A 26,080-nucleotide genomic window follows, 5' to 3' on the forward strand; every position below is an offset into this window, starting at 1 on the left:
GGCCGCCACGCGCGGTCCGGTCACCCTTCATGCCAAGTGCGATCACGTGATCGCTGGAGATTTTCGATGTCCGATCTCGACCTCTGCTACATGCCCGCCAGCGAGGCGCTACGGCTGTTCAAGGCGAAGAAACTCTCGCCCGTCGAACTGATGCAGGCCACCATCCGTCGCGCCGAAGCCACGAAGTCGGCGGTCAACTGCTTCACCTTCACGCATTTCGACGAGGCGATGAAGCTGGCCGCCAAGGCAGAGGCGAAATACGCCAAGGGCGCCAGGACCGGCGCGCTCGAAGGGCTCCCGATCGGCATCAAGGACGAGAGCTACATCAAGGGCAAGCCGACGTCGCATGGCTCGCTGCTGTCCGGGGATGCCCTGGGCGGCCACACCTCGACGATGAACGAGCGCATCATCAAGGCCGGTGGCATCGTCCACGCCCGCACCGCGACGCCGGAATTCAGCTGCGCCGGCTACACCTGGTCGAAACGATGGGGCGTGACGCGCAATCCCTGGAACCGCGACTTCACGCCGGGTGGGTCGTCGGGAGGTTCGGCGGCAACCCTGGCATCCGGCACATCGTCGATCGCCACCGGCTCGGACATTGCCGGATCGATCCGTATTCCGGCGTCGGCCTGCGGCCTCGTCGGCTACAAGCCGCCTTATGGGCGCAACCCCGACGAGCCGCCCTTCAACCTCGACTTCTACTGCCACACCGGACCGCTGGCGCGGAACGTCAGGGATGCAATCCTGCTGCAGAATGTCATGGCGGGCCCGAGCCCGCTCGACGTCGCCACGCTTCGCCCCAAGCTGCGCCTGCCGCTTGATTACAAGCCGATCAAGGGCTGGAAGATCGCGTTCTCGATGGATCTGGGCTCTTTCGAGGTCGATGCCGACGTCCGCGGCAACATGCTTGCCGCCTGCGATGTGTTCCGCTCACTGGGGGCGACGGTCGAGGAAGTCGATCTTGGTTGGGACGACGGCGTGCTCAAGGCCGGAATGGCCTATCTGGAGCATCTTTTCGGCGCCTCACTGTCGCAATTGCTTGCCGAGCACAGCGGCGACATGACCAGCTATGCCAGGCGATTTGCCGAGGATGGGCAAAAGTCCAAGGCCACCGACTTCGTAGCGACATTGGATGTGGCCGCAAGGATGTACCAGACGCTGGGTCCGCTGCTGGAGACCTACAATGTGCTGATCTGCCCGACGAATGCGCTTCCCGCAGTGCCAGCGGAGTTCGACCAGACCACGGGAACCGTCGAGATCAACGGCAAAGAGGTGAACCCCTCGCTGGGCTGGGTGATGACGACGCCATTCAATATGGTGAGCCGCTGTCCAGCGCTTTCCATGCCATCGGGCCGGGCGGCGAGCGGTGTGCCGACCGGCTTCCAGATCGTCGGCCGCACCTATAGCGATGCCGATGTCTTCCGGGCCGCGATGGCCTATGAAACGGCGCAGGGGCAATGGTACATAGACGCCCGGACGCGCCCATCGCTTTGACAGGCGGTGCAGGGGAGTGGATGAAGATGGTGCAACGCAAGGCCACGGCAAAACGCGGGGCTGAGCCGGCCAAGGGCAGGGCTTCGGCCAATGACGCCGCGCCCAGGGACCGGCGCCGGGAACGCGGCGAAGCCAGTGTGCAGCGCATCATCGACGCCACCATCGAGCTCATCGCGGAGGAGGGGCTGGCGAGCGTCACCATGCAGCGTATCGCCGAGCATGTCGGCTCGTCCAACGCCCTGGTGGTTTTCCATTTTCGCAGCAAGGAGAACCTGTTCCGGGCCGTCCTGCGGTATCTCAGCGACCAATATGACCAGTTGTGGGTGACACTGGTGCGGGCGCCCGGGCAGTCTCCGGTGGAGAGGCTGTTGGGCGCGGTCGCCTGTGCGCAGAGCTTCGCCAGGCGGCATCCGAAATGGGTGTCCGTCTTTGTCGCTTTCTCCAGCGATCGCAAGAGCATGCAGATCTACAATGAAATCGGCCTGCCCAGCGATCTGGCCTACACCGCCGAAGCGCGCGAATTGCTGGTCGAGATTTCGCGCAGCGGCGGTTATGTCGGCGTCGACATAGACACGCTGTCGGAGAGCCTGAATTACCTTGTTCACGGCGCGTGGTACTGGGATCACCTCAATCCGACCGGCCGTGACACCGACGTGCTGCGAAAGACCATGCTGCTCCTGCTGCACCAGGCCTTCCCACGGCATTTCGACTTGATGGGCTAGCCGCGTCTCAGGAGCTCTGCCGCAGATGGCAGCCTGCCTGCCGCTTCCGCGCCAGATACTCGTCGATCAACTGGCGGTAGCGTACCTTGCCGAAGCTCGGGAAATGGCCGCCATGCACCGCCGAGACGTCGAGATCGCGCATGGCGAGCAGCGTCGCCATGTAGTCTGGTATGTCCGAGTGGTAGACATCATCGATCAGCGGGCCGTCATAGATGATGTCGCCCGACAACAGGATGCCGGTTTTCTTCTCATAAAGCGCAATGCCGCCAGGCGAATGGCCCGGCGTGTGGACAACCTCGAAGGCGCGGTCGCCGAGGTCGATGATGTCGCCATGCGCGAGCAGACGGTCGGCCGGCGCGGGCTGGATGCTGTAGCGCCCTGTTTCCCAGCCCTTCGGCTGGCGATCGAACATCTCGTCGGTCGCATAGGTGCCGGCAGCGGTCCATTCATTGCGTGGATCGGCGAGGATTGCCGCTTCAGCCGAATGCACGCAGCGATCGGGAAACTCATGGTGGCAGCCGATATGGTCGAAATGCGTGTGGCTGGCGACGCAGGTCAGCTTGCGTTCGCTCACCAGGGGCACATGCGTGCGCAGGCTGAAATGACCGAGACCACTGTCGAACAGGAGATCGCGGTCGCGGCCGCGCACATACCACATGTTGCAGCGGAAGAACGGCTTGATCCAGGGCTCATGGATCAGCGTGATGCCGTCCGCCATGCGGATCGTCTCGTACCAGTCCGGCGCGTCGATGACCGCAAGCAAGCCCATGTTCAATCCGTCAGCAGGACGATCTGGTCGATATCGCACGAAACGGCCACGGTGTCGCCCGGCTGGACGGTGGCGGTAGCGGGCAGCTTGGCGACGAACCGCAAGGAGGGCTCTTCGAGGGAGGTCGCGAGCACGCGCTTGAAACTGCCCTGGAAGACGACGTCGCTCACTTCCGCCTTGCCGAGCTTCGTGCCACCCGAGGCCGTGCCCAGCACAAGGTGCTCGGGCCGTATGGCCAACGCAGCTTGCGACCCCATCGGCAACGCACAGGGCAGTGAGATCGATCCGACCGGCGTCGCGACGGCGCTCGTCCTGTCCCCGCTCTCCACGACCTTGCCGGCGAGGATAGTGCTCTCGCCCATGAAGGTCGCGGAAAAGCGCGTCGCCGGCCTCGCATAGACGCGCTCGGGCGGTCCTTCGTCCTCGATGCGGCCGTCATTCATCACCACGCAGTGGTCGGCCAGCGCCATTGCTTCTTCCTGGTCGTGGGTGACATGGATGAAGGCGGTGCCGACGCGTTTCTGGATCGCCTTCAATTCGTCCTGCATCTGGCGGCGCAGTTTCAGGTCGAGCGCGCCGAGCGGCTCGTCGAGCAGAAGCACCGCCGGCTCGATGACCAGCGCGCGTGCCAGCGCCACGCGCTGGCGCTGGCCACCGGAAAGCTGGTGGGGCTTCTTGTCGAAGGCGGCGGCCAGGCCCACCAGGCCCAGCGCCTCACGCGCCTTTGCCGCCCGCGTCGCGCCGTCGACGCCCTGCATGCGCAGGCCGAAGCCGACATTGGCGCCGACACTCATATGCGGGAACAGCGCATAGTCCTGGAACACCGTCGTCGTCGGGCGCTTTGCCGGCGGCATCGAAGTGCAGTCCTGGCCACGGATGAGAACCTTGCCCTCGCTGGGGTCGACGAAACCGCCGAGAATCGAGAGCAACGTCGTCTTGCCGGAACCGGACGGTCCAAGCAGGATCGTATAGCTGCCGGTCTCTATCGTCAGCGAGACATTCTTCAATACGGGATGCTGGCCGAAGCGGTGCGAGACGTCGCGGATATCGACCAGGGGAGCGTTCATGCCGGCTTCCTCCGCAGCAAGGTCAGTTCGAACAACACCACCAGCACGATCGAGACGGCAAAGACCAGCGAGCCGACGGCATTGGTCTTGGGGTTGAGGCCGGAGCGCAGCAGGTTCCAGATTTCCACCGGCAGTGTGGTGTCGAAGCGCGTCAGCAGGAACGAGATCACGAACTCATCCCAGGAGAAGGTCATCGACAGGAAGAAACCGGCGAAAATGGCCGGTGCCATCACCGGCACGCTGATCAGCAGCAGCACCTTCCATTCGGGAGCTCCGAGGTCTCGCGCGGCGCGCTCGATGTTGATCTGGTGGTCGCCCATCTGGCTGTAGATGATGGCAAAGCACAGCGGCAGGTTGATCACGACATGGCCGATGCCGGCGGCAAGCAGCGACTTCGGCACGCCGGCCCAGTTGAACAGCACCAGGAGCCCCATGCCGATGATGAGGTAGCTGACCGTCAGCGGCAGCGTGATCAGGCCGCGCAGCAAGCCAGATCCGGGTAGCACGAAGCGCGCGAACCCCCAAGCCGACAGGAAGCCGAGCGTGACGGCGGTAGCCGAGGAAAACACCGCGACCAGCAACGAATTGACCAGCGCCGAGGTCAACCGCGCGTCGGAAAGCACGGCCTCGTACCAGCGCAGCGACGGCCCGGTGAATGGCGGGATGGGGAAGGAGGTCGACTGCAGCGAGAACAGCACCAGCACGATGACCGGCAGGAAGATGAAGCCGTAGACGGCAAGCGCGTAGAGCCAGGAAGCGATATGGACAATCCCGCGCATGGTTAGGCCCGCTCGATCTTCAACCAGCGGGCGCAGGCGAGATAGGCTAATGTCACCACCGCCATCAGGATGATCGACAACGCCGAGGCCAGCGGAAAGTCGCCGCGACGGCCGATCTGCATCATCACCAGTTGCGGCATCAGAAGCTCGTTGTTGCCGCCGAGGATCTGCGGCGTGATGTAGTCGCCAATGCACAGCACGAAGGTCAGGAAGGCGCCAACCATGATGCCGGGCAGGGTCAGCGGCAGGACGACATGCAGGAAGGTGCGCACCGGTCCGGCGCCGAGATCGGCGGCGGCCTTGCGGTAGCTGGGGCTGAGCTGCTTCAGGTTGGCGAAGATGGTCAGCGTCAAAAGCATGACGAAGAAATGCACGAAGCCGGTGACGGTGGCCAAGCGCGTATTGGCGAGCTGTAGCGGTTCGGCGATGAGCCCGGAGCCGGTCAGCGCGCGGTTGATGACGCCGTTCTGCGCCAGCACCAGCAACCACGAATAGGAGCGTACGACATAGGAGGTCCAGAACGGCAGCACGGCCAGCATCAGCGCCAGCCGCTGCCAGCGCTCCGGCACCTGTTCAGCGAGAATCCAGGCAAAGGGATAAGCGAGCAGCACCGAAACAACGGTCACGATGGCGGTGACCTGCAGCGAATTCACCATCGCCTGCCAATAGGATGCGTTGGTGAAGAACTGGCTGTAGTTGGCGAGCGTGAGGCCGCCTCCCTCGTGCGCCGTGAGGCTCGAAAGCCCCATCGCGACGAACGGCAGCACGAAGAAAGCAAGCGTCCAGGCGAGTGCCGGCGTGACCAGCGCCCAGGGCAGGGCGCGGCCCGCCCGGGGTGGGGCACGCCCGCTGTTTCCCGCGGAGTTCATGGGCAGCGGCCGCTCACTTCGCCTGAAGCATTTCGGTCCACATATCCTGCATCTTCTTGTCGAGGTCGGCATTCGGCGCCGGATAGGCCTGCGCACGGGCAAGGAAGTCGGGCTGCTCGTCGAAGCGCAGGACCTTCTTCTGGTCGCCGGTCAGTGCGGCCTTGGTGTTGGACGGCATGCCCCAATAGCAGGACGACGTGGCAAGGCGCGCCTGGCCTTCCGGGCTCATTATGTACTGGATGAATTTCAGCGCCATGTCCTTGTTCTTGGAGTCCTTGAACATGGCCAGCGACTGCGACCACAGCACCGCGCCCTCCTTGGGAATGGAGAAGTCCAGCGCCGGGTTTTCCTTCGCCAGCCCCGCCGTCACCCACTCGCCGCCGCCGACCAGTATGTCGACCTCACCGGTGGCGAGCGCCGTCTGGCTGGCGGTGACTTCGCCGACCAGCTTGGCGTTGGCCTTCATCTTCAACAGCTCTTCCTTGAGTGCGGGCAGGTCGGCTTCGGTGAGTTCGGCCGTCTTCTTGCCGATGGCGAGCGCGGCCATGCCGATGACGGGGAGATAGTAGTCGTAGATGGCGATCTTGCCCTTGTACTTGTCGCTGGTGAGCGACGCCAAGGACTGCATATCGGCCGGATCGACCTTGGTCTTGTTGAAGCCGATCGTGTTGTAGCCGAATTTTTCGGTGATGCCGTAGCGCTTCCCGCCGACAATGGTCGATCCATCCATCTTCACCTGCGGGAAGAGGTCGCCGAAGGGCAGCTTGTCTTCCGGAAGCGGCTCGAACAGGCCTTTCTCGACGCCGCGCGGCACGTCGATGCTGTCGATCACCATGACGTCCCAGTCGCCCGGCTGCGACTGCTCGACGATGGCGAGGCCAGCACCGGTGCCTTCGAACTCCTTGACATTGACCTTGACGTTGTTGGCTTCCTCGAAAGGCTGCAGCAGCGCCGGATCGGAATGATCGCACCAGATCAGCGCGTTGAGGTCGGCGGCCTCGGCGAGGCTGCCAGCCGCAAGCAGCAATGCGGTGGCGGCGCACGCGGCGTGCAGCCGGCGCTTCAGGACGGAAAGCAGATTCCCGGATTTGACGGACATCGAGTGTTCTCCCTTGCCTTTGTGGCTTCTTGCAAAAAATTGAACCAATTCTAAAATTGAGTCAATTCGATTTTTGTGGCAAGAGGCTGATATGAGCGGATTGCGGGCAAGGCAAAAGGCGGACCGGCAAAGGCGCATCATCGAGGCCGCCGCGGCACTTTTCCGCGACGCCGGCTATGAGGGCGCCAAGATCGAGGCGATCGCCGCGCAAGCCGAAGTGTCGATCGGCACCATCTACAATTATTACCAGAACAAGGGCGACATCCTCGGCGCCATCGTCTCGCTGGAAGTCAACGAGGTGCTCAATGCCGGGCGCGGCGTGGTCGCCAGGCCGCCAGCCAATGTCGGCGATGCGCTGGACACGCTGACCGGCATCTATATCGAGCACTCGCTGCATTATCTCAGCAAGGAGATGTGGCGGCAGGCGATGGCGATCTCGACGCAACTGCCCGACAGCCCGTTCGGCCAGGCTTATACGGCGCTGGACCGTTCACTCACCGAACAGATCCGCGCGCTGATTGCCCGGCTGCAGGAGATTGGCCTGGTGCGCCAGGACATCGACGGCGCGGCGCTCGGCGAACTGATCTTCAACAACATGAACATGATGTTCATCGAATTCGTGAAGCGCGACGAGGCGAGGATTGCGGAGTTGAGGTCGGCGATAAGGCGGCAGAACAGGATCTTGGTGGCGGCGATCGGGGTGTGAGGGGGGCAGGAGCAGGCAGGAGAAGTGGTGGCTTCGGTGTCAGACGTCGTCTTGCGCAAAGCTCAGCCCTTGAGTTGATTTTGAAATCTGATACAACTTAGAGGAGCATAAAAAGCGGAGGGTAAAATGGGGGCATTTTCCATCTGGCATTGGGCGATCGTCCTGCTGTTGATCGGCGTGCCGGTTTTCTTTGCCGTCCGGTCCGCCGCGAAGCCGTCTCAGAATCCTGAGGCTCTTGTGGGCTTTGGCGGCTGGCTGATGCTGCTGGCTATCGGTCAGACATTGTCACCGTTGCGCACACTCGCAGACGTCGCCAATTCGGCCGACGGTTACCAGCAACTCATGACCCTGCCGAACGGCTCCCTGGCCGTATATGGCGAGATTGCCCTCAATATCGCATTTCTTGCGCTTCAGCTGGTTGTGCTGATTTCCATGCTGCGGCGAAGCCGCCGATTTCCGCAATTGTTTCTGCTGCAGTGGCTCGCGCTCCCTGTCGTTTTCGTCCTGGATACGATCTGGATTTCGTCAATTCTGGGCGCCCCGGTGAGCCAGATGCTCGCAGGCGATGCGCTGGTGACCCCCATAGCGTCCTTTGTGGGAACCGGCATCTGGGCGGCTTACGTCTATAAGTCCGTGAGGGTCAGGAATACGTTCACCAGGACGAAAATGTCAGCCCAGATCGCGAGTGCCTCATAGGAGGCTCGCAATCGCGTTTGTCTTTGGGCTCTTTGGTAGTCGTCAGTTGAGCGACCGGAGACATAGGTGACGATTTGTACCGGACACTGGCGTGGAGAGAGTGTTCGGGGATGGAGGAACGTCTACGTTTTGTCGCCCGCCTTCTGGATGGCGAATGTATGAGCGAAGTGTGTCGGGAGTTCGGGATTTCCCGCAAGACCGGCTACAAGATCTTCGACCGCTATAGGGAGAAAGGGGACTGTCAGGAATCTTGTGCGTGAGGCCGGTTGACGTCATTGGCTGACGAACCTTTCGCCGAAGACGACTGCGAACTGTGTCCTGGCCTCGAACCACTCGCGGGGGGTGCGTTTCCATTCCTCGGCGGCGGGACTTCAATGCCGCCATTCAAAATCCTAACGTGCCCAGCTTGGCGGGACGCTCGACGCACCGCAATCATCACATAACACCACAACCCGACCGTCGATCCTTACAAACGGGTTGACGTCCAGGCTGCTGCAAAACGGACAGGCGTCCGGCGTGTGTTTCATGCTTGGCACATTATCCATCGCGTCGACCCCGACGCAATGGTCAGCCAGACTGACTTTTGTGATCTTGGGGTAACGGCTCAACCATTATCGACCAGCGGTCTCTTGCGCTTCGGCGACACGTAGGCTGTCACCACCCTAACCGTGTCGGAACAATGGAGGTTCACACTTGTTGGCGGCCATGGAAAAGGCCGAGTCTCCCGAACCGGCGAAATTCGATCTGCCATTAGTCCGGCGCCCCCTCCATCGGCAGGTTGGCGACGGTGGTGCGCATCGTTCGCCTTCGGAAGGCGCGCCGCCACTTGGCTGTGAAGGCGTTGGCTGCGGCCCAGAAGGTCGCATCGGCGTTTCCCCCGCTCAGGTGTTGCAGGTGAAAGTCGATGACGTAGGCCGAATGGCCCATGATTTCAGCGTTCAGGCAGAGATCCGCGCCATAGAGGTGGAAGCCGTAGAGGTCGTTGGAAAAGCCGATCCGCGGACCTTTGCGCACCACCATGAAGTTCTCATCCAGCGACATGACCCGAACCGGGAACGGCCCGCCCATCGCGGTGTCGCCCGTGTTCGGATCGGTGATCCGGATCGCAAGCGTGCCCGCATCGGTCCCGCCTGCGTTGCCGGCCAGCGCCCAATTCGGGTCCAGCGACGTCAGTTCGGCCAGTCGGGCGTCGAGTTCAGCCCGGCCATCCCGCATGAGGCGGATGTCCTCATGGCAGAGGATGACATATCGGCCTTGTGCCTGGTTGAGAACTTCGTTCAGCCCCTGGAAGGCGTCCCATTGATCGTCGCGCCGGTTGTCAACGAACAGGAACTCGCAGTCGTCCAAGCCGAAGCCGTTGGCGACGAAGGTCTCAACCATTGCCTCGTATTGCTCGGCGTAGCGGGACAGCGTGCCGATGGTGTAGGCTTTGCCATCCGGGCGCAAGGATGTCTTGCTAAGTCGAACGTCTGTCGTTCTCGCCATGCCCTTCCGCCTCCAGCGGCGGGTAGCTACACGCAGTGGGTGTAACTTCGCCTATACAACTTCAGCCGTTTCCAACGATGCCACCTGTCCCGGCCCGTGCATTGCTGCGCAGCCTCACCCCCGCGCCGCCGCCGTTCTCAGGGATGAACTCGACGCCTGCCGATTCGAGGGCGCGGCAGACGGCCTCGACGTTGTTCGCCATGCCAAGGGCTGGCCCGGCGCTTGCTTCCATGCGCTTCACCGTCGGAACCGAGACCTTCGACCGCTCGGCCAGGTCTGGTTGGGTCATCCCGACGAGGGTTCTCGCGGCGGCAATCTGTCGACCGGTGGGCTTGTCCATTCGGATCATATTTATCCAAAAGTGTTTACTTTTGTATCACAGTGGTCTATTCGTATCACCGTAATACGAAAACATCAACTAGAAGACCACCGGCGCAGAGCATGAGCCGTACCCGGCGGGCTGGTCCGGCACCAATGATGATCGGGAGGGCGACGACGACCGCGAACTCGACAATGCGGAGTCCGATTTTCCCGGCTTTATCGAGGGCGGGCAGGGGATCTGAAATCCCCAGTTTTATCAGAGTCTAACGACCGGGAAAGCGAACTGGAAAGGACACTGAGTAACAGTTGATTCAACCATTGCTGGTATCATGCAAAGTGTGGTAGCGGCTCCGGCATTGCTGGCGGGCTGGGGTGCCGGAGCCGCCTACGCAGTCAGGTTGGGGTTTGACCGCGCTGTTCCAAAATAGGACAGCGCGGTCAACGATTCATTAAAGCGCTCCCCAGCACCTCCGCTGATTGGCCGGCGGCTTCCCTCCGGGCATTTGTTCGCCTGTAGGGCATGAGCGACGATATCTCCGAATCTTGGTTCAAGATCGGCGCCAGCGGACTTCAACGGATCATGTTGCAATAGAGGCCCGCTGCCTCACGGTCGCGGGCTTTTTGTTACCCGAAACGTTACCCACTTGGGAAAATGGCGGGGGATGCGCCACGTAAATAGTACCTAAGTGATCAATGTTGCTGGTGCCCCCGGACGGAATCGAACCGCCGACCTTCGGTTTACAAAACCGCTGCTCTACCAGCTGAGCTACAAGGGCACGGCGCTTCGGTTAGCATATTTGTTGCGCCAGTAAAGACAAAACTCCGTTTTTGGGCATCGGCATTGGTGGATGAGGCCATGGGCCCGCATGCTGAAATCCGCGAAGGCGATGCCTACATCAAGGGAAGTGCAATGCGCTGAACGGAGTGTCGCATGATCAGGCTTGTCATCATTCTCCTTGTCGTCGTGCTGGCGTGGATGCTGCTGGTGAAGCTGATCAGCGATGTGAAGAAGGCCAATATCGACTGGACTGGCGTCACCGCCATCATCGGCTTCATCGTGCTCGCCTTCTGGCTTCGCCACGTTACGGGCATGGGGTGAGAGTAGACGAATAGCGAACAGGTTGGTGATGACATCGGCCTTCGCTACTCGCAAAAGAAATCTCCCCGATCCTTCGAACCTTTCGCCGGACCGCGTCGACTGATCTTCAGAGGCGAATGGTCGCCTCGGTCAAAAGATCCAGGAGATCATTATGTTGAAGCGCAGTTTCGTGTCAGGTCTCGCCATCCTCGTTGCAACCGGCGCGCTCGCCGGCACGGTGCAGTCTTCGTCGGCTCATGGCATGCATCACCATCATCATCATTACGACGACTACCTCTACTACCAGGATTATCCGGACTACCCGGATTACTGGTGGGCCTATGGCCATCATCATCACCGTCATCATCACCACCACATCATTGTCTACTGAGATTGGCCTGGCCGCGCGACTAAAGAAACCAGTCCAGGAAAGGGCGGCTTCGGCCGCCCTTTCGCATTGATGCGGCGCTCCCTGTCGCCGTCACCGACGATGACCTGATTGGCGCAAGGTGCCTGAAGCGCACGGATCTGGAGGATCATCGCCGGCGAGGGCGCGAGCCGTTCGGGCCGCGGCTATCTGCTTCTTCGAAAATTTCTTCGACAAAATCAAAACCCCGTCGAACCTTTTCCAATGCCGCAACGACAGATGATCAAGAGGCGGATGGATCGCCTCGGTCAACGAAGCAAGGAGATCGTCATGTTCAAGCGCACACTCGTTTCCGGTCTTATCGCAACCACTGTCGCCGCCACCGCTTTGGTCGGCACTGTCCAGCCCTCGGCGGCTCACTCGCACCACCACGACCTCGGCATCGGCATCGCTGCCGGCGTTGGTGGTTTCGTGCTTGGCAGTCTTCTCGCCCAGCAGCAGCCACGCACTGTCTATGTCGACGAAGATGGCGGTTCATGGCACGTCCGCCGCTGCTTCGAGCGTTACGCGAGCTATGATCCGGACTCCGACACCTATATCGGCCATGACGGTTACAGCCACTACTGCCGGCTCTGAGGGACCAGCGACAGGAAAGTAGACCAACGACAGCAAAGAGAGGTTGCATGGCAGCCTCTCTTCGTCGATTGAAGACGCCAGTCTAAAGGTGCGTCTTCGGGGCGGTGTCGTGGATCGGCAAACCGGCCGCGCGGCAGGTGCCGCCGATTTGAAGCCGGGCAGTCTCCGTATCGTCGCCCATCGCGACCAGTTCAAAGCTGCCTGCGGCTTCCGGATAGGTCTTGGCGATGAATGGCTTGTCGCCGCCATGGACGCCGGACGGGGTGTTGGCGCTGACGGTGCCGCAAACGACGATCTCCTGACGGCCATGAACCGTTCGCTCGCCGGCGAGCATGGTTCCGAACCTGGCGGAGGCCGGATCCGGCAGACGTTGGCGGATGCCGGTCGTGATGATCTCCTCCAGCGCCAGCGAAATCGGAATGGGGCTGACCTGTTGTCCATCGGTTTCGGGTCGTGGTGTCGCCGCCATGCATCCGCAAAGCGAAGCGACAAGCAGAAGCCGGACCATTTTCCACATCCGCGCCCCTTTCGCATGCATTCGGGCGTGACGGCAAGACGGCCAACTTCTACCGAGCGCGCCCCATGTCGGAGTGGCGCACCGGTTCGATCTGATGGTCTCAGCGGCAGCAAGCACCCTGGCAGGCGCTCGGCGGTGATCAACTCGCTGCCACGCCGCCTATCATCCTGGTCACCTCTGCCGCGGCATCGCGCACCAGCGGGCCGACCTCGGCCAGCCGCTCCGGCGTGACCCTTACCGTCGGCCCGGACACCGAAACGCCGCCGATCGGCTCGCCATACTCATTGAAGATGGCAGCGGCGACACAACGCATGCCGGGGTGGCGCTCCTCGTCGTCGACCGACCAGCCGCGATGCTTGATAACAGCCAGATCGTGGGCGAGGGCGGAGATGTCGGAAAGGGTCCTGTCGGTATAGCGCTGCAGGCCCGCCTTGCGCAGGATGGCTCCGACACGCTCCGGTTCGAGATGCGCCAGCACCGCCTTGCCGATGCCCGAGGCATGGAAGGGGCTGCGCGTGCCCGGCCGGAAGAAGGCGCGGATCGCCTGGTGCGTCTCGACCTGGCTGACGAAGACCACGCAGTCGTCCTCGGCGACGCCGAGATTAGCGGTCTCGCCGGTTTTCTCCATCAATTCCTGCATGACGATGCGGGCACGATCGACCAGCTTGCGGCGGCGCAGGAATGCCGCGCCCATGCGGTAGGTTTCGACGCCGATCGACCACAGCTGGTCCGACGTGTCGAATTCGACCATGCCGTGGTTCTCGAGTGTCGTCAGCATGCGGTAGGCGGTGGAGGCGGCGAGCCCGCTTTGCGCCGATATCTCGCTCAATGAGAGGCCGCTGCCGTCCGCGACAATGGCCAGGATGCGCAGGGCCCGGTCGAGCGACTGCACCGAACTGGCCTCGGCTGGTCCGTTGAAGGCGCGCGGCCGGCCGCGCTGGCGTTTTTCGGTCGTATCCATGGTGCCATCCTCGCCGATTTCGCCAAACAAGCAATGAAAAAGTTTTTCACTCAGCCGGAGAGACAAATAATTGGAAAACGGAAAATCCAATAAAATCAGTACTCAGTCGCTCTTCTCTAGAAATGAAAAAATATTCTGAAAAAATTGAAAAATAGCCGGCTTGCTGACATCCTCAGCCGATCCAAAGTGACAACCCCTGTGGAGGGCCGGAAAAATGCCCAGGATGCGCGCTGTCGATGCCGCGGTTCTCGTTCTCGAAAAGGAAGGCATCTCCTGCGCCTTCGGCGTGCCTGGCGCGGCCATCAATCCGCTCTATTCGGCGCTGAAGGCGAGGGGTACGATCCGGCATGTCCTGGCCCGCCACGTCGAGGGCGCCTCGCATATGGCCGAAGGCTACACCCGCGCCAAAGCAGGCAATATCGGGCTCTGCATCGGCACTTCGGGGCCGGCCGGCACCGACATGATCACCGGGCTCTATTCGGCCGCTGCCGATTCCATTCCAATCCTGTGCATCACCGGGCAGGCGCCGCGCGCGCGGCTGAACAAGGAGGATTTCCAGGCCGTCGATATTGCCGCGATCGCGTCGCCGGTCGCCAAATGGGCGGTGACGGTCATGGAGCCCTATCTGGTGCCGATGGCGCTGCAAAAGGCCTTCCATTTGATGCGCTCGTCGCGGCCGGGTCCGGTGCTTGTCGACTTGCCTGTGGACGTCCAACTGGCCGAGATCGAGTTCGACATCGAGGCCTATGAGCCGCTGGCCCCGTTCAAGCCGGCGATGACACGGGCGCAAGCCGAGAAGGCGCTGGCGATGCTCAACGCGGCCGACAAGCCGCTGATCGTCGCCGGCGGCGGCATCATCAACGCCGATGCGTCCGACCTGTTGATCGAATTTGCCGAGATCACGGGCATTCCGGTCATCCCGACGCTGATGGGCTGGGGCGCGATCCCCGACGACCACCGGCTGATGGCCGGCATGTGCGGGCTCCAGACGTCGCACCGTTACGGCAATGCGACGATGCTGGAAGCCGATTTTGTCTTCGGCATCGGCAACCGCTGGGCCAACCGTCACACCGGCTCGGTGGACGTCTATACCAAGGGAAAGAAATTCATTCATGTCGACATCGAGCCGACGCAGATCGGCCGTGTCTTCGCGCCGGACCTCGGCGTCGTCTCCGATGCGGGTGCCGCACTGAAGATGCTGCTCGACGTCGCCACCGAGTGGAAGACGGCGGGCAGGCTGCGCGACTGGTCGGGCTGGGCCAAGGAATGCCAGGACCGCAAGAAGACGATGAAGCGCAAGACCCATTTCGAACAGGTGCCGCTGAAGCCGCAGCGCGTTTACGAAGAAATGAACAAGGCGTTCGGCCGCGACGTCACCTATGTCACCACCATCGGCCTGTCGCAGATCGCCGGCGCGCAGTTCCTGCATGTCTACAAGCCGCGCAACTGGATCAATTGCGGCCAGGCCGGCCCGCTCGGCTGGACCTTGCCGGCAGCGCTTGGCGTGCGCGCCGCCGATCCCGACCGCACAATCGTGGCGCTGTCGGGTGACTATGATTTTCAGTTCATGATCGAGGAACTGGCGGTCGGCGCGCAGCACAAGCTGCCCTACATCCACGTCGTCGTGAACAATGCCTATCTCGGCCTGATCCGCCAGGCGCAGCGCGGCTTTTCGATGGACTACGAGGTCAGTCTCGCCTTCGAAAACATCAATCGCGCTGACGATCCGGAGGCTGGCTATGGCGTCGACCATGTCGCCGTCGCCGAGGCAATGGGTTGCAAGGCGGTCAGGGTGCGCAAGCCCGAGGAATTCGCGGGAGCGTTCAGGCAAGCGCAGCGGCTGATGAACGAGCATCGGGTTCCGGTGGTGCTCGAATTCATCCTCGAACGGGTCACCAACATCTCGATGGGCACCGAGATCGACAAGATCACCGAATTCGAGGACCTTGCCGAACGTCAGGAAGATGCGCCGACCGCGATCGTGATGCTCGATTAGTTTTGTTTGAGCATCGGATTGTCCCAAACGGTCCCACTTTGGGTCCGATGCTCCAGGGAGAAAAGAATGCCGCGTTTTTCAGCCAATCTGTCGATGCTCTTTGGCGAGCATGATTTCCTCGACCGTTTCGACGCCGCCGCCCGCGCCGGATTCAAGGGGGTCGAATATATCGGCCCTTACGAACATGCGCCCGATGTGGTCGCCGCCCGGCTGAAGAAGAACGGCCTGACGCAGGTGCTGTTCAACCTGCCGGCTGGCGACTGGGCCAAGGGCGAGCGCGGCATCGCCGTGCTGCCGGACCGTGTGCCGGAATTCCGCCAGGGCATCGCCAAGGCGATCGCCTATGCGCAGGCGTTGGATTGCCGGCAGGTCAACTGCCTGGCCGGCATCGCGCAGGCCGGTGTCGACCGTAAGGTGCTGGAAGACGTCTTTGCCGAAAACCTAGCCTTCGCGGCGGAAAAATTGGAGCAGGCCGGCATCAAGCTGCTGATCGAGCCGATCAACACGCGCGATATTCCGGGCTTCTTCCTGAACCATTCCGACCAGGCGCTGGCGCTGATCGACCGCGTCGGCTCGAAGAACCTGTACCTGCAATACGACATCTACCACATGCAGATCATGGAGGGGGATCTCGCCCGTAAAATCGAGGCAAACCTCGGCCGCATCGCCCATATCCAGCTTGCGGACAATCCCGGCCGTCACGAGCCGGGCACGGGCGAGATCAACTATCCCTTCCTCTACGACCATATCGACCGGATTGGTTATTCCGGCTGGATCGGCGCGGAGTACAAGCCGAAGGGGGGCACGGAAGCGGGACTAGGCTGGTTCAGGGAATTCAGCGGAAAGGGCAGCGCTGCGGCTTAGGGATAAAAGGCCCTCATCCGGCCGCTGCGCGGCCACCTTCTCCCCTCGGGGAGAAGAGATTATCACGCTGGCGTCTCCCTCTTCTCCCCACTGGGGAGAAGGTGGCCCGAAGGGCCGGATGAGGGGGCGCTTCGGAAAGCAATTCGGAGAAGATTAATGGAAACAATCGGCTTCATCGGCCTCGGCATCATGGGCGCGCCGATGGCTGGGCATCTGCTCGACGGTGGCTATACGGTCGTCGCCAGCGACCACCGCTCCAAACCGCCGGCGGATCTTGTCGCCAAAGGCCTGAAAACCGTCACAGGCCATGCGGCAGTGGCCAAGGCCGCCGACATCATCATCACCATGGTGCCCGACACGCCGCAGGTGGCTGATGTGCTGTTCGGCGACAACGGCGTGGCATCAGGCCTGACGAAAGGTAAACTCGTCATCGACATGAGCTCGATCTCGCCGATCGAGACCAAGGCGTTCGCCCGCAGAATCAATGATCTCGGCTGCGACTATCTCGATGCGCCGGTTTCGGGCGGCGAGGTCGGCGCCAAGGCGGCGTCGCTCACCATCATGGTCGGCGGCGACGAAAAGACCTTCGAGCGCGCAAAACCCGTGTTCGAGAAGATGGGCAAGAACATCACTTTGGTCGGGCCGAACGGAGTCGGCCAGACCACCAAGGTGGCCAACCAGATCGTCGTCGCGCTGACCATTGAAGCCGTTGCCGAAGCGCTTGTTTTTGCATCGAAAGCTGGCGCCGACCCGGCCAAGGTCAGACAGGCGCTGATGGGTGGGCTCGCCGCCTCGCGCATCCTCGAAGTGCATGGTGAGCGCATGGTCAAGCGCACCTTCGCGCCGGGTTTCCGCATCGAACTGCACCAGAAGGATCTGAACCTCGCACTGGAAGGCGCCAAGGCGCTCGGCGTATCGCTGCCCAACACATCGACCACCCAGCAGCTGTTCAATTCCTGCGCCGCCAATGGCGGCGCGAAGGAGGATCACTCTGCACTAGTGAGGGCCTTGGAAAGAATGGCGAATTTCGAGGTCGGCGGCGAGGCAGGCGAAATGAAAGGCAAAGCGGCATAGGTCGGGAGAGGGCGGCATAACGTTCCCAAGCCGCCAACTCTCTTTCCTGTCGAAGAACGGGTTCCCGCGTTTGTCGCTGGAACCCGTCTCTCGCTTTAATGGCGGTACCGCCGCTCCCGGTCAGCCGCGTTTCAGGAATGCTCGTGCCGCATAGAGGCTCACCGCGGCCGCGTTCGACACGTTGAGCGAGCGGATGGCGCCCGGCATGTCGAGCCTGGCCAGCGTCGTCACGGTCTCGCGCGTCTTCTGGCGCAGGCCCTTGCCTTCGGCGCCGAGCACCAGCGCGATCCTATCGCCGGCAAAGCTGACTTCGAGCTCCGCCGGCCCGTCCGAATCAAGGCCGATGGTCTGGAAGCCGGCATCGTGCAATTGCCCCAGCGCATCGGCCAGGTTCTTCACCTCGATCTGGTCGATATGCTCGAGCGCGCCGGAGGCGGATTTTGCCAGCACACCTGATTCCTGCGGGCTATGGCGCGCCGTGGTGATCAGCGCGCCGGCGCCGAAGGCGACCGCCGAGCGCAGGATGGCACCGACATTGTGCGGATCGGTGACCTGGTCGAGCACCAGCACCAGCCTTGTGTCGCCGAGTGCGTCGAGGCGCTTGGGCTTCAGCGGCTCGGCCTCGATCAGCGCGCCCTGATGCACGGCATCCGAGCCGGTAATCTTGTCGATGTCCCTGGGTTCGACCAGTTCCGCCTTGAAGGGCAGGGCGGCGAGATCGGCTATCTCAAGACGCTCGGCCGCATTGCGCGTCACCAGCATTTTTTTGATCCGGCGGCGCGGATTGTCGAGCGCGGCTCGCACTGTGTGCAGGCCATAAAGTCGCACCAGGCCATCGGCGGTATTCTCGCCCGGGGGAACCGGGTGGCGCGGCCGGAACGCCGGCGCGCCGCCGCTTTTTTCGTCGCGGTGCGCGCGGCGCAGCTTGGCGTAATGGGTGTCTTTCGGAGTATTGGTCTTGTTGCTCATGGCCGGCTTCTATAGCTGTCTCCCGTGGCCAGGGATATGGCCCGTCGCCGCAGCCGGCGAACAACATCGAAAAACCCTTCCTGCGCGGTTGACACCCACTGGCCTTGCCGCCATAAGGCGCTTCGCTGGTTTCGGAGAAGACACAACTCGGGTCCGAATTGGCGTGAATGCCTCGTTGCATGGCTCCGGCGGCAGACTGGAGAGGTGCCCGAGTGGTTAAAGGGGACGGACTGTAAATCCGTTAGCTTAGCTTACGTTGGTTCGAATCCAACCCTCTCCACCACTGCCGGCCCGGAAGCCCTGAACGCGAAAAATCCGATCGAAGTGCATGGCGCTCATCGGGTGAATCCGGCACGCCAGCTTGCCGTCCGGTGCCTTCCTCGGCCAAAGGGGTGAATTGCAGGACGATTTCTACCGCCAGGCTCGCGGCCGAAGCATTCGACCTACGCGACGGCAACATTATCAAGAAGTAGGATGCCCTGAAGGCAACCGCCGGGATGCTAGGCCGGTATGGCACCGCTCCTCCGTCGGCAGCGCCTAAAAGCCCGCCATTCGGTGGGCGCGGTCAGCGCATTTATGATGCGACCAGTAGCCATTCGGTGGGGCCGAATTCTTCCGGTTTCGCGCTCTTGTCGAAGTACCGCCGCGCGGTAATTCCGTTGAAGGCGTGGGCACTTCTCCCCTTCACGACAGGAGCTGACCATGAAACACCAGACACTCGACCAACTACAGGCCGTCGCCAGGATTGAACCCTCGGCGCCCCATTCGGAAATGACACGAGATGAGCGCATCGCGCGATGGGCTGACCTTCTCGATCAGAATCCCGAGCGCTGCCTTGGCGCGTTTACAGGCACCGAATACATGCATCCGGAGGCACGCGCCATGGCGCGCGGCGAAGGGTCGGCAATTACTGTTGCCTTCGAAGACCCGATGCTGCGCGCGTCGGGTCTAAGGGATGACACCTACGGCGAGGCCAAGCGATTCTTCGGACTGAACGACTGGCAACTGCATGACATCGTTTGCGATTGTCACGTAGGCGCTACCATGAAAGCACGGTGGGCTGCCGCTCGGGTCCGCGCGACAATTGGCGGCAACAGGTTTCTCACGTGGTTGAGGCAAAGGATGATGTTCTGACGCGTGCGGGGCGGCTTACGGGTGGATCGTCACCTGTTCGCATTCGCGAGCGCGCGCGGTGCGATCCCACCTGACCCGTCTTGTCGATCAGTCCCTGTGCTCGTGGCATAGCCGAACGGCTGCACGACGACTTCTCTGCGTTTCGCCGGCTATGGCGGCTGCAAACGGCCACTCCATGCCGGTTGCGAAAGGGCGCGGCTAATGGAGTAAGAGCATGCGCGTTTTGATGGTTTTCACAATCCTGCTGGTCGCAATCGCAACGGCGCTCTCGCTTGCACACGCGTTGGAGCTACCGGGCAAAATGCGCTTGAAAGAGGCGACCTACAAGGCAGTGCAGACGATCTATTATCCCGGCTTCACGATTGGCGGTTTTGCCGAAATCGGAGGCGTCCTTGCGCTCGCCATCCTGCTCTATTTGACGCCTTCTGCAAGCACTCGGTTCTGGTGGACGCTCGCGTCACTGTTTTTCCTGGCGGCGCAACACGCGACCTATTGGTTGGTCACGCATCCCGTCAATAATTTCTGGGTGCAGGACGTCGCCGTGTCGCGATCGGGCGCGGCGTTTTTCTCCATATTCGCTCGGAAGCAAGATGGTGATTGGAGAGATTTCCGGAATATCTGGGAGATATCGCACGTCATCAGGGCAAGCCTTGCAATGTCGAGTCTGACCTCGATCGCTGTTGCGGCAACGCTTTTTACGGATGGCTGATCGGGCGGCGCCCGAGCGACAAGCCGGACAAGCAAACTCGCGGAGCCTCGTTGTCGACATTAGCCAGAGGAGGTGTCGATGAAAGAAATCCTTGTCGCTCTTCGCACAGCAGGTGGAGACGGATCTGTGGCTGCTGGGCATTCGCCAAGCATTCAATGCTTGCGAATAGCAGGCGGCGAAAGTTCTGGAACAGGTGGCGGGGGCGGCCCGGCTAGTTCGGCTGGCGCTTGTCGGGTTTTGGCGACCGCAGCAGCAAGGCGAGGGGAACGAACAGTGCCGTCGCGATGGCGCAGTAGCGAAAAACGTCGATGTAGGCGAGCAGCGAAGCCTGGCGCGCGATCAACTGCCCGAGCCAACCGATAGCTTGCTGCTTGGCCTGAAGCATGCCCGAGCCTTGTGCGACAAAGTGATCCGTCACCTGGCGCAGCACCTGCTGATAGGCGGCTGACGATTGCGCGGTATGGCTGACAAGGTTCGATTGATGCAACTGCGCGTTTTGAGCGACTACGGTGTTCGACAATGACACGCCGATGCTGCCGCCGATGTTGCGGGCGACATTGATCAGAGCCGACGCCTGGTTGGTCTTCTGCGGAGCGAGACCGACATAGGCCGCCGTCGAAATCGGGATGAACAGGAACGGCAGGCCGATCATCAGGAAGATGCGCGCGAAGGCGAAGAAGCGGAAGCTGGCATCCGGAGTGAGCGACGTCATGTGCCACAGGGCGACGACGACAACGGACATGCCCATCATGATCAGATATTTGGGCTGCACGATGCCGGCGGCAAATCCGGAAATCGGCATCAGTATCAGCATCGCGATGCCGCCTGGCATCATCGAGAGGCCCGACAGGGTAGCCGTGTAATCGAAGGCGGTCTGCTGCAATTGCGGCATCAATTGCGTGGTGCTGAACAACACGGCTCCTACAGCCATCATCACCAGGAACGACGCGCCGAACTGGCGGGTGAACAACAGGCGTACATCGACGATCGGATCGCGGTGACGGAACTCCCATGGGATGAGCAGAAGGAACGAGATCGCCGAAATCAGTGCGAAGGTCGTTATGAATCCCGATGCGAACCAGTCGTTGCGTTGGCCCTCGTCAAGGAAGATTTCCAGGCAGCCGAGAGCGGTGGCGACCAGGATGAACCCGACCCAATCTATTCTGAGACCGCCCTTCAGCCGCTCCTGACGTTCGCGCTCGATCACGTCCGGCTCGACGAGCAGCCACTGCACCAATGAAAGCGACATGATGCCGAACGGCACATTGATGAAGAAGATCCAATGCCAGGAAAAATGGTCCGTCAGCCAACCGCCGAGGGTCGGCCCGACTGTCGGTGCGACGATGACGGCGATGCCATAAAGAGCAAAGGCCTGGGAACGCTTTTCGGGCGGAAACGTGTCGGCGAGGATGGACTGTTCGCTCGGCGCCATGCCGCCGCCGCCGAGGCCCTGCAGGATCCTGAAGAAAATGAGCATTTCCAGGTTTGGCGCGAGGCCGCACAGCAGTGACGCGATGGTGAACGTTGCCACGCAAAGCATGTAGTAGCGCTTGCGTCCGATGACGCTGGCCAGCCAGCCGCTGATGGGGATGATTATGGAATTCGCGACCAGATAGGTGGTGATGACCCAGGTGCTCTCGTCCATCCCGGCGGCTAGGCTGCCGGCGATGTTGCGCAGGGCCACGTTGGCGATCGAAGTGTCCAGCACCAGCATGAAGGTGGCGATGGAGACGACGATGGCGATCAGCCAGGGGCTGCGCCCGCCGGCGGCGGACCGGCTTTGGCCTTGGTCGCTGGAAATTTCGCCCGTCATCGCACCTTGACCGTCGGCACCACCGACAGGCCCGGGCCCAGCAGCACGCCGGGCGGTTTGTCGAAGACGATCTTCACCGGCACGCGCTGCACCACCTTGACGAAGTTACCGGTGGCGTTTTCAGCCGGCAGCAGGCTGAAGGCGGTGCCACTACCCGCCTGGATGCTGTCGACGCGGCCATGGAAAGATCTGTCCGGATAGGCGTCGATCTCGATGTCGACCGGCTGTCCCGGCCGCATCAGAGCGAGCTGTGTTTCCTTGAAGTTCGCCTTCACCCAGACTTCGTCAGGAACAAACATCATCAGCACCTGGCCTGGCTGGGCATAGGTCCCGTTGGCGACCGAAATGCTGGTTGCCCGCCCGGCGACCGGCGCGGTGACGGTTGTGCGGGACAGCGCGGTGCTCGCCTGGTCCTGGGTCGCCTTGGCTTGATTAAGCTTGGCTTGCGCGCTCCTGGTCTGCGCCTGCAAAACAGCGACCTGACTCTTGGCGGCGGCCACATCGGCTTGGGCGCTGTCAAGAGCGGCCTGGTCCTGGCGCAGCGTCGAAGCGGCTTGCTGTGCCTGCTGTTGGGTGGCCGTGCCCTTGGCCAGAAGTTCACGGTTGCGCTGGTCCTCGGCTTTGGCGAAATCGAGCGCGGCCTGTGCCTCCGCCACCTGCTTCTGCGCTGCATCGATCTTCGCGTTTTGTGCTTCGATCTGCGCCCCCAGTTCGACAATGTCGGCCTGCGCCGAAACCACGCCGGCATTGGCCTGTTCGAGGCTGGCCCGATAGTCGCTGTCATCGATGCGCAACAGGACGTCGCCCGCCTTGACCCGCTGGTTGTCGGTCACCGCAAGGTCGGTGATCCGTCCTGCTATTTGGGCGCTGACCGCTATTGTGCGGGCATCGATGAAGGCGTCGTCGGTCGATTCATACTGGCGGGCGTTCAGCCACCACATGATCAGTGCCACGGCGGCCAGGAGAAGCGCGATCAGGATTGCAATGGACACGTAGGGATGACGCCGTGGAAAACCCAGGAGGCTGGGCTTTTGTTCATCCGCGTCACTGTCCCGCGTCTCACGCTCCGGGGCGTCAGGCTCTGCCACATCGCGCGTGCGTTTTGGCGACGCCTCCGATACGGCCCTGCCCGAAGCGCTGCGTGTATTTTTGGTTTTGTCTAATTCTTCGGTCTCGGTTTTTGCGTCCACGGGGAGAACTTTCAAGCAAGGCGCCGGCCGCTCAAGGACCAATTCAACGGCAGCTCTTCACAAAGGTTCCTGACGAACAGGCTCGAGGCCTTCGTCTCGAGTGGTGGCCAAAATCATTCAGCCGACGGCAAATCCGACCACGGCGATGAGGATCACGATGCCGACCAGCCCCGCGACGAAGATGATTCGGCGTGTACTGGTTCGCAGGATGACCTCGCCTTGCCGCGCCTGTTCAGCCGAAAAGACAGGGCCTGCGTCACCATTCCGATCGCTGCGCCCATCGCTCCGATCGCTGCTCATGATCGCCTCCTTCCTTGAACCTGTCGAGGACAACCACGGCTTGCGGCTGAGGTTCCGCATGGCCATGCCGGAAAGAAAACGATCACGGCGATGTGAGGTGGGAGCTTCGCCCTTTTCAACCTGTGTTTGCGTCGTGATGGCCGAGCGGTAGCGATATCCGCAAGGGTCGCGGGAGGCTGCTTGACCTTCGGAACCTTGTCGAATAGCTAGGGCTTAGCACGCGGGTATGGTGAAATGGTATCACATGAGCCTTCCAAGCTCTTGGTGCGGGTTCGATTCCCGCTACCCGCTCCAGATTTTTGAGCCACACCATAGGCAAGCCGAAACACTGCGCGGCAGGCGCAGCGCTTCGGGGCGTTGGCGTGGCCGCGTTAGCTGTTGAACGCGGACGCGACCTGGTGCTGCTGCGGCAATTGGCCGTTTGGCGTCAGCTTGTCGACGACACCGGGCAGGGCCGCGGATAGTTGCTTGAGCAGTTCCTGCTCGTCGAGCCCTGTCCGTTGGGCGATCTCGCGGATGACTTGCGGTCCGATCGCGTTGCCCAGCTCATTGGCGTTGATCGGCTGGTTCTGCCCGGTACCGACCCAGGAGTCGGCGACATTGCCATGGCCTGCGTTCTTGAGCTTGTCGAGCAGGCCGCCCAGTCCGCCGAGCAGGCCGCCGTCACCCGACGCGGTTCCGACGGGTGTGGGGGCGGCCGGCGCGGGAGCTTGAGGCTGGTCCGGCTGTTCGGCACTTCTGCCGCTCAGCATCTTTCCGACCAGCAGCGCTCCGAGCGCGATCATCAGCGGTTTGGTGATATTGCCGCCGGGAACGGCGTTGTCAAAAAGTCCCATGGTGGATCCTCCATCTAGCCGAGCCAGCCCGTCGTCAACAATGGCGAATTCGGGCGGGATTTCAAGCTGGCTTGAGCTTTTGACAATCATATGAAAATGTCCGGTTGGCGGAGGGATGGAGAGGAAAAAATGGGTATCATCAGCTGGATTATTCTCGGCGTCATCGCCGGCTTCATCGGCAGCAAGATCGTCAACAAGACCGGTCAGGGCATGATCATGGATATCGTGCTTGGCATTGTCGGCGCCATCGTCGGCGGCCTGATCTTCAGCGCCTTCGGTGCTTCGGGTGTCACCGGTCTCAACATCTACAGCCTGATCGTCGCCGTGGTCGGCGCGGTCGTTGTTCTGTGGGCGTACCATCAGTTCAGCGGCAAGCGGACCATTTAAAAAGCGATCGGCGGACTACCAGCTCCGCCGAATCCTGAATTGCGATAATCCGCCGTGGGTGCTGCCTGCTCCACGGCGTCGGAATATGCCATGCCGGTGCGCCCGCGGATCAGGCGACCACGGCCAGCCGGCGCTTCCGCTGGTCCAGCGACACGATGGTCAGTCCACTGCAGACGACCAGCAGGATGCCGCAGACAGCCAGCGCATTGGGGAATTGCCCGAACACCAGCAGGCCCGAAATGACGGCCCAGACCGTGAAGCAGTAGTAGAACGGCGCTACCGCTCCGGTCGGCCCGACGCGATAGGCCATGAAGATGAAGAAGTGGCCGAAGATCAGGAAGAAACCGGCTCCCGCCATCAGCAACAGGTGGTGCGCCTCCGGCGCCACCCAGCGCTCGGAAACCAGATGCGCGGCGCCGGCGCCGATCAGGACCACGACCACCGCCGAGATCGCCACGATCATTCCTGGCACGTCGGCCGTGATCTTGCGGCCGGCCAGATCGCGGGCGGCGGCGAATGTCGCGTTGCCGAGCGCCAGCAAGGCATAGACGGAAATGCCTTGCATGGTCGGCTGCGCCACCATCAGCGCGCCGATGAAGCCCAGCCCGATCAGCGCCATGCGTTGGCCGCCGATGCGCTCGCCAAACAGGATCGAGGATCCGACCAGCATCAGCAGCGGCGTGATCTGCCCCAGGGCGGTGGAATCGGCGATCTGCATGTTGGCGAGCGCGACGACGTAACAGAGGATCGCCGTCAACTCGAGCAGGTTCCTGCGCAACACCCGCTTGTCGAAGATAAGCGGGATCTGCTTGCGGTAGCCGAGCGCGAACAACAGCGGAAAGCCCCACAGCGTTGCCGCGGCGCCACGCAGGAAGAGCACTTCGTAGGCCGGCAAGCCGGCAGTGGCGAGCTTCATCATGGTGTCGTTGACCAGATACGACCCGGTCGAGACGATCATGAACAGCGGGCCGCGAATGGCAGTCGGGATGAAATACATCGGCGCAGGAAATCAGACACGGATCGCCGCCGCAATGGGCCATGAACCGCCGGTAAATCCGACAGGGATGGATACGCGGGGTCGCGGAACCGTCCGATTGCCCCGGCTGCTTTCGCCCATTCCATTTTCAACGGCGGATCCCTATATCGACGCCATATCCCCGCAATCGGATCATGGGTTCTGGCCGAGTGAGATGGCGCTTGGGCAAAAGACGCTTGTGTTTTTTGGCCTTTCTCGCTAATCGC

At 61.9% G+C, this 26,080-nt stretch carries 29 protein-coding genes, 3 tRNA genes and 1 pseudogene; 17 read left to right on the forward strand and 16 right to left on the reverse strand.

The annotated features are described in order from the left end of the window. Nucleotides 1–66 precede the first annotated feature (66 nt). Together LB556_RS00355 and LB556_RS00360 are read left to right on the forward strand one after the other, a co-directional pair. Nucleotides 67–1,494, forward strand: coding sequence for an amidase (locus LB556_RS00355; protein WP_224562072.1), 1,428 nt, complete (start codon nucleotides 67–69; stop codon nucleotides 1,492–1,494). Between the two features lie 20 nt (nucleotides 1,495–1,514). Continuing rightward, nucleotides 1,515–2,216 (forward strand): TetR/AcrR family transcriptional regulator, encoded by a 702-nt coding sequence (locus tag LB556_RS00360; protein WP_224562074.1) that lies wholly within the window; start codon nucleotides 1,515–1,517, stop codon nucleotides 2,214–2,216. Between the two features lie 7 nt (nucleotides 2,217–2,223). Here LB556_RS00360 and LB556_RS00365 read toward each other — a convergent pair whose 3' ends face one another. From LB556_RS00365 to LB556_RS00385, 5 genes are read right to left on the reverse strand one after another with little or no spacing between them, the layout of a single operon-like run. After that, entirely contained in the window at nucleotides 2,224–2,985 is a 762-nt protein-coding gene (locus tag LB556_RS00365) for an MBL fold metallo-hydrolase (RefSeq protein ID WP_224562076.1), read from the reverse strand. 2 nt (nucleotides 2,986–2,987) lie between these two features. Then, the gene (locus LB556_RS00370) at nucleotides 2,988–4,052 is read right to left on the reverse strand and encodes an ABC transporter ATP-binding protein (RefSeq protein WP_224562078.1); all 1,065 of its coding nucleotides are present in this window, start codon (nucleotides 4,050–4,052) and stop codon (nucleotides 2,988–2,990) included. After that, complete coding sequence (locus LB556_RS00375; RefSeq protein ID WP_224562079.1) at nucleotides 4,049–4,831, reverse strand: ABC transporter permease; 783 nt, start codon at nucleotides 4,829–4,831, stop codon at nucleotides 4,049–4,051. Before LB556_RS00375 ends, LB556_RS00370 begins: the two co-directional genes overlap by 4 nt. A gap of 2 nt (nucleotides 4,832–4,833) precedes the next feature. Continuing rightward, nucleotides 4,834–5,700: an ABC transporter permease gene (locus tag LB556_RS00380; RefSeq protein WP_224562080.1), complete on the reverse strand. Its 867-nt coding sequence runs from the start codon at nucleotides 5,698–5,700 to the stop codon at nucleotides 4,834–4,836. Nucleotides 5,701–5,713: 13 nt separating this feature from the next. Beyond that, a complete protein-coding gene (locus LB556_RS00385) occupies nucleotides 5,714–6,799 on the reverse strand; it encodes a spermidine/putrescine ABC transporter substrate-binding protein (protein ID WP_224562084.1) in 1,086 nt (361 codons plus the stop codon). Nucleotides 6,800–6,890: 91 nt separating this feature from the next. Between LB556_RS00385 and LB556_RS00390 the strand changes: the two genes are divergently transcribed. The 3 genes and pseudogenes from LB556_RS00390 to LB556_RS00400 all read left to right on the forward strand — a co-directional run. After that, nucleotides 6,891–7,505, forward strand: a complete 615-nt coding sequence (locus LB556_RS00390) for a TetR/AcrR family transcriptional regulator (RefSeq protein ID WP_224562086.1) — start codon at nucleotides 6,891–6,893, stop codon at nucleotides 7,503–7,505. Between the two features lie 126 nt (nucleotides 7,506–7,631). After that, complete coding sequence (locus tag LB556_RS00395; protein WP_224562088.1) at nucleotides 7,632–8,201, forward strand: DUF2569 family protein; 570 nt, start codon at nucleotides 7,632–7,634, stop codon at nucleotides 8,199–8,201. A gap of 110 nt (nucleotides 8,202–8,311) precedes the next feature. Next, nucleotides 8,312–8,437, forward strand: a pseudogene (locus LB556_RS00400) (helix-turn-helix domain-containing protein); the annotation flags it as partial. 514 nt (nucleotides 8,438–8,951) lie between these two features. Here LB556_RS00400 and LB556_RS00405 read toward each other — a convergent pair. The 3 genes from LB556_RS00405 to LB556_RS00415 form a co-directional block, all read right to left on the reverse strand. After that, nucleotides 8,952–9,686, reverse strand: coding sequence for a hypothetical protein (locus tag LB556_RS00405; RefSeq protein WP_224562089.1), 735 nt, complete (start codon nucleotides 9,684–9,686; stop codon nucleotides 8,952–8,954). Nucleotides 9,687–9,747: 61 nt separating this feature from the next. Further along, a complete protein-coding gene (locus LB556_RS00410; protein WP_411908552.1) occupies nucleotides 9,748–10,026 on the reverse strand; it encodes a helix-turn-helix transcriptional regulator in 279 nt (92 codons plus the stop codon). A 681-nt stretch (nucleotides 10,027–10,707) separates the two neighbouring features. Further along, nucleotides 10,708–10,783, reverse strand: a tRNA-Thr gene (locus LB556_RS00415). Between the two features lie 155 nt (nucleotides 10,784–10,938). Here LB556_RS00415 and LB556_RS00420 point away from each other — a divergent pair. From LB556_RS00420 to LB556_RS00430, 3 genes are all read left to right on the forward strand, one after another. After that, entirely contained in the window at nucleotides 10,939–11,106 is a 168-nt protein-coding gene (locus LB556_RS00420) for a hypothetical protein (RefSeq protein WP_224562091.1), read from the forward strand. Between the two features lie 151 nt (nucleotides 11,107–11,257). After that, a complete protein-coding gene (locus LB556_RS00425) occupies nucleotides 11,258–11,476 on the forward strand; it encodes a hypothetical protein (protein WP_224562092.1) in 219 nt (72 codons plus the stop codon). 306 nt (nucleotides 11,477–11,782) lie between these two features. Next, complete coding sequence (locus LB556_RS00430; protein WP_135915540.1) at nucleotides 11,783–12,088, forward strand: BA14K family protein; 306 nt, start codon at nucleotides 11,783–11,785, stop codon at nucleotides 12,086–12,088. Between the two features lie 82 nt (nucleotides 12,089–12,170). Here LB556_RS00430 and LB556_RS00435 read toward each other — a convergent pair whose 3' ends face one another. Next, nucleotides 12,171–12,596, reverse strand: coding sequence for a hypothetical protein (locus LB556_RS00435; RefSeq protein WP_224562093.1), 426 nt, complete (start codon nucleotides 12,594–12,596; stop codon nucleotides 12,171–12,173). Between the two features lie 148 nt (nucleotides 12,597–12,744). Further along, complete coding sequence (gene bhcR / locus LB556_RS00440; RefSeq protein WP_224562094.1) at nucleotides 12,745–13,566, reverse strand: HTH-type transcriptional regulator BhcR; 822 nt, start codon at nucleotides 13,564–13,566, stop codon at nucleotides 12,745–12,747. Between the two features lie 214 nt (nucleotides 13,567–13,780). Here bhcR and gcl point away from each other — a divergent pair, with 214 nt between their 5' ends. The 3 genes from gcl to LB556_RS00455 all read left to right on the forward strand — a co-directional run bounded on the left by gcl (nucleotide 13,781) and on the right by LB556_RS00455 (nucleotide 17,500). Further along, a complete protein-coding gene (gene gcl / locus LB556_RS00445; RefSeq protein ID WP_224562095.1) occupies nucleotides 13,781–15,562 on the forward strand; it encodes a glyoxylate carboligase in 1,782 nt (593 codons plus the stop codon). A 66-nt stretch (nucleotides 15,563–15,628) separates the two neighbouring features. Further along, nucleotides 15,629–16,426, forward strand: coding sequence for a 2-oxo-tetronate isomerase (gene otnI, locus LB556_RS00450; protein ID WP_224562097.1), 798 nt, complete (start codon nucleotides 15,629–15,631; stop codon nucleotides 16,424–16,426). A 156-nt stretch (nucleotides 16,427–16,582) separates the two neighbouring features. Then, a complete protein-coding gene (locus LB556_RS00455) occupies nucleotides 16,583–17,500 on the forward strand; it encodes a 2-hydroxy-3-oxopropionate reductase (RefSeq protein WP_224562099.1) in 918 nt (305 codons plus the stop codon). Between the two features lie 120 nt (nucleotides 17,501–17,620). Here LB556_RS00455 and LB556_RS00460 read toward each other — a convergent pair whose 3' ends face one another. Then, nucleotides 17,621–18,469, reverse strand: a complete 849-nt coding sequence (locus tag LB556_RS00460) for a TrmH family RNA methyltransferase (protein WP_224562101.1) — start codon at nucleotides 18,467–18,469, stop codon at nucleotides 17,621–17,623. A gap of 198 nt (nucleotides 18,470–18,667) precedes the next feature. Between LB556_RS00460 and LB556_RS00465 the strand changes: the two genes are divergently transcribed. From LB556_RS00465 to LB556_RS00475, 3 genes are all read left to right on the forward strand, one after another. Then, nucleotides 18,668–18,752, forward strand: a tRNA-Tyr gene (locus LB556_RS00465). Between the two features lie 419 nt (nucleotides 18,753–19,171). Next, a complete protein-coding gene (locus LB556_RS00470) occupies nucleotides 19,172–19,603 on the forward strand; it encodes a hypothetical protein (protein WP_224562108.1) in 432 nt (143 codons plus the stop codon). Between the two features lie 214 nt (nucleotides 19,604–19,817). After that, nucleotides 19,818–20,312, forward strand: coding sequence for a DUF1772 domain-containing protein (locus LB556_RS00475; protein ID WP_224562109.1), 495 nt, complete (start codon nucleotides 19,818–19,820; stop codon nucleotides 20,310–20,312). Nucleotides 20,313–20,523: 211 nt separating this feature from the next. Here LB556_RS00475 and LB556_RS00480 read toward each other — a convergent pair whose 3' ends face one another. The 3 genes from LB556_RS00480 to LB556_RS00490 form a co-directional block, all read right to left on the reverse strand. Beyond that, nucleotides 20,524–22,125 (reverse strand): DHA2 family efflux MFS transporter permease subunit, encoded by a 1,602-nt coding sequence (locus LB556_RS00480; RefSeq protein WP_224562110.1) that lies wholly within the window; start codon nucleotides 22,123–22,125, stop codon nucleotides 20,524–20,526. Next, nucleotides 22,122–23,357: an HlyD family secretion protein gene (locus tag LB556_RS00485; RefSeq protein WP_224562111.1), complete on the reverse strand. Its 1,236-nt coding sequence runs from the start codon at nucleotides 23,355–23,357 to the stop codon at nucleotides 22,122–22,124. Before LB556_RS00485 ends, LB556_RS00480 begins: the two co-directional genes overlap by 4 nt. Before the next feature lie 75 nt (nucleotides 23,358–23,432). After that, on the reverse strand, nucleotides 23,433–23,615 hold the full coding sequence (locus LB556_RS00490) for a hypothetical protein (RefSeq protein ID WP_224562112.1): 183 nt from the start codon (nucleotides 23,613–23,615) through the stop codon (nucleotides 23,433–23,435). 220 nt (nucleotides 23,616–23,835) lie between these two features. Between LB556_RS00490 and LB556_RS00495 the strand changes: the two genes are divergently transcribed. Continuing rightward, nucleotides 23,836–23,909, forward strand: a tRNA-Gly gene (locus tag LB556_RS00495). 77 nt (nucleotides 23,910–23,986) lie between these two features. Here the strand turns inward: LB556_RS00495 and LB556_RS00500 are convergent. Next, on the reverse strand, nucleotides 23,987–24,451 hold the full coding sequence (locus tag LB556_RS00500) for a YidB family protein (protein ID WP_224562113.1): 465 nt from the start codon (nucleotides 24,449–24,451) through the stop codon (nucleotides 23,987–23,989). A 129-nt stretch (nucleotides 24,452–24,580) separates the two neighbouring features. Here LB556_RS00500 and LB556_RS00505 point away from each other — a divergent pair, with 129 nt between their 5' ends. After that, on the forward strand, nucleotides 24,581–24,838 hold the full coding sequence (locus tag LB556_RS00505; RefSeq protein ID WP_127279958.1) for a GlsB/YeaQ/YmgE family stress response membrane protein: 258 nt from the start codon (nucleotides 24,581–24,583) through the stop codon (nucleotides 24,836–24,838). A gap of 109 nt (nucleotides 24,839–24,947) precedes the next feature. Here LB556_RS00505 and LB556_RS00510 read toward each other — a convergent pair whose 3' ends face one another. Next, entirely contained in the window at nucleotides 24,948–25,835 is an 888-nt protein-coding gene (locus LB556_RS00510) for a DMT family transporter (protein ID WP_224562115.1), read from the reverse strand. On the opposite strand from LB556_RS00510, the gene LB556_RS00515 reads away from it, so the two are divergent. After that, entirely contained in the window at nucleotides 25,825–26,076 is a 252-nt protein-coding gene (locus tag LB556_RS00515) for a hypothetical protein (RefSeq protein WP_224562117.1), read from the forward strand. The genes LB556_RS00510 and LB556_RS00515 overlap by 11 nt on opposite strands. The last annotated feature ends 4 nt before the right edge of the window (nucleotides 26,077–26,080 follow it).

The organism is Mesorhizobium sp. ES1-4 (assembly GCF_020164745.1).
Lineage (GTDB): Bacteria > Pseudomonadota > Alphaproteobacteria > Rhizobiales > Rhizobiaceae > Mesorhizobium.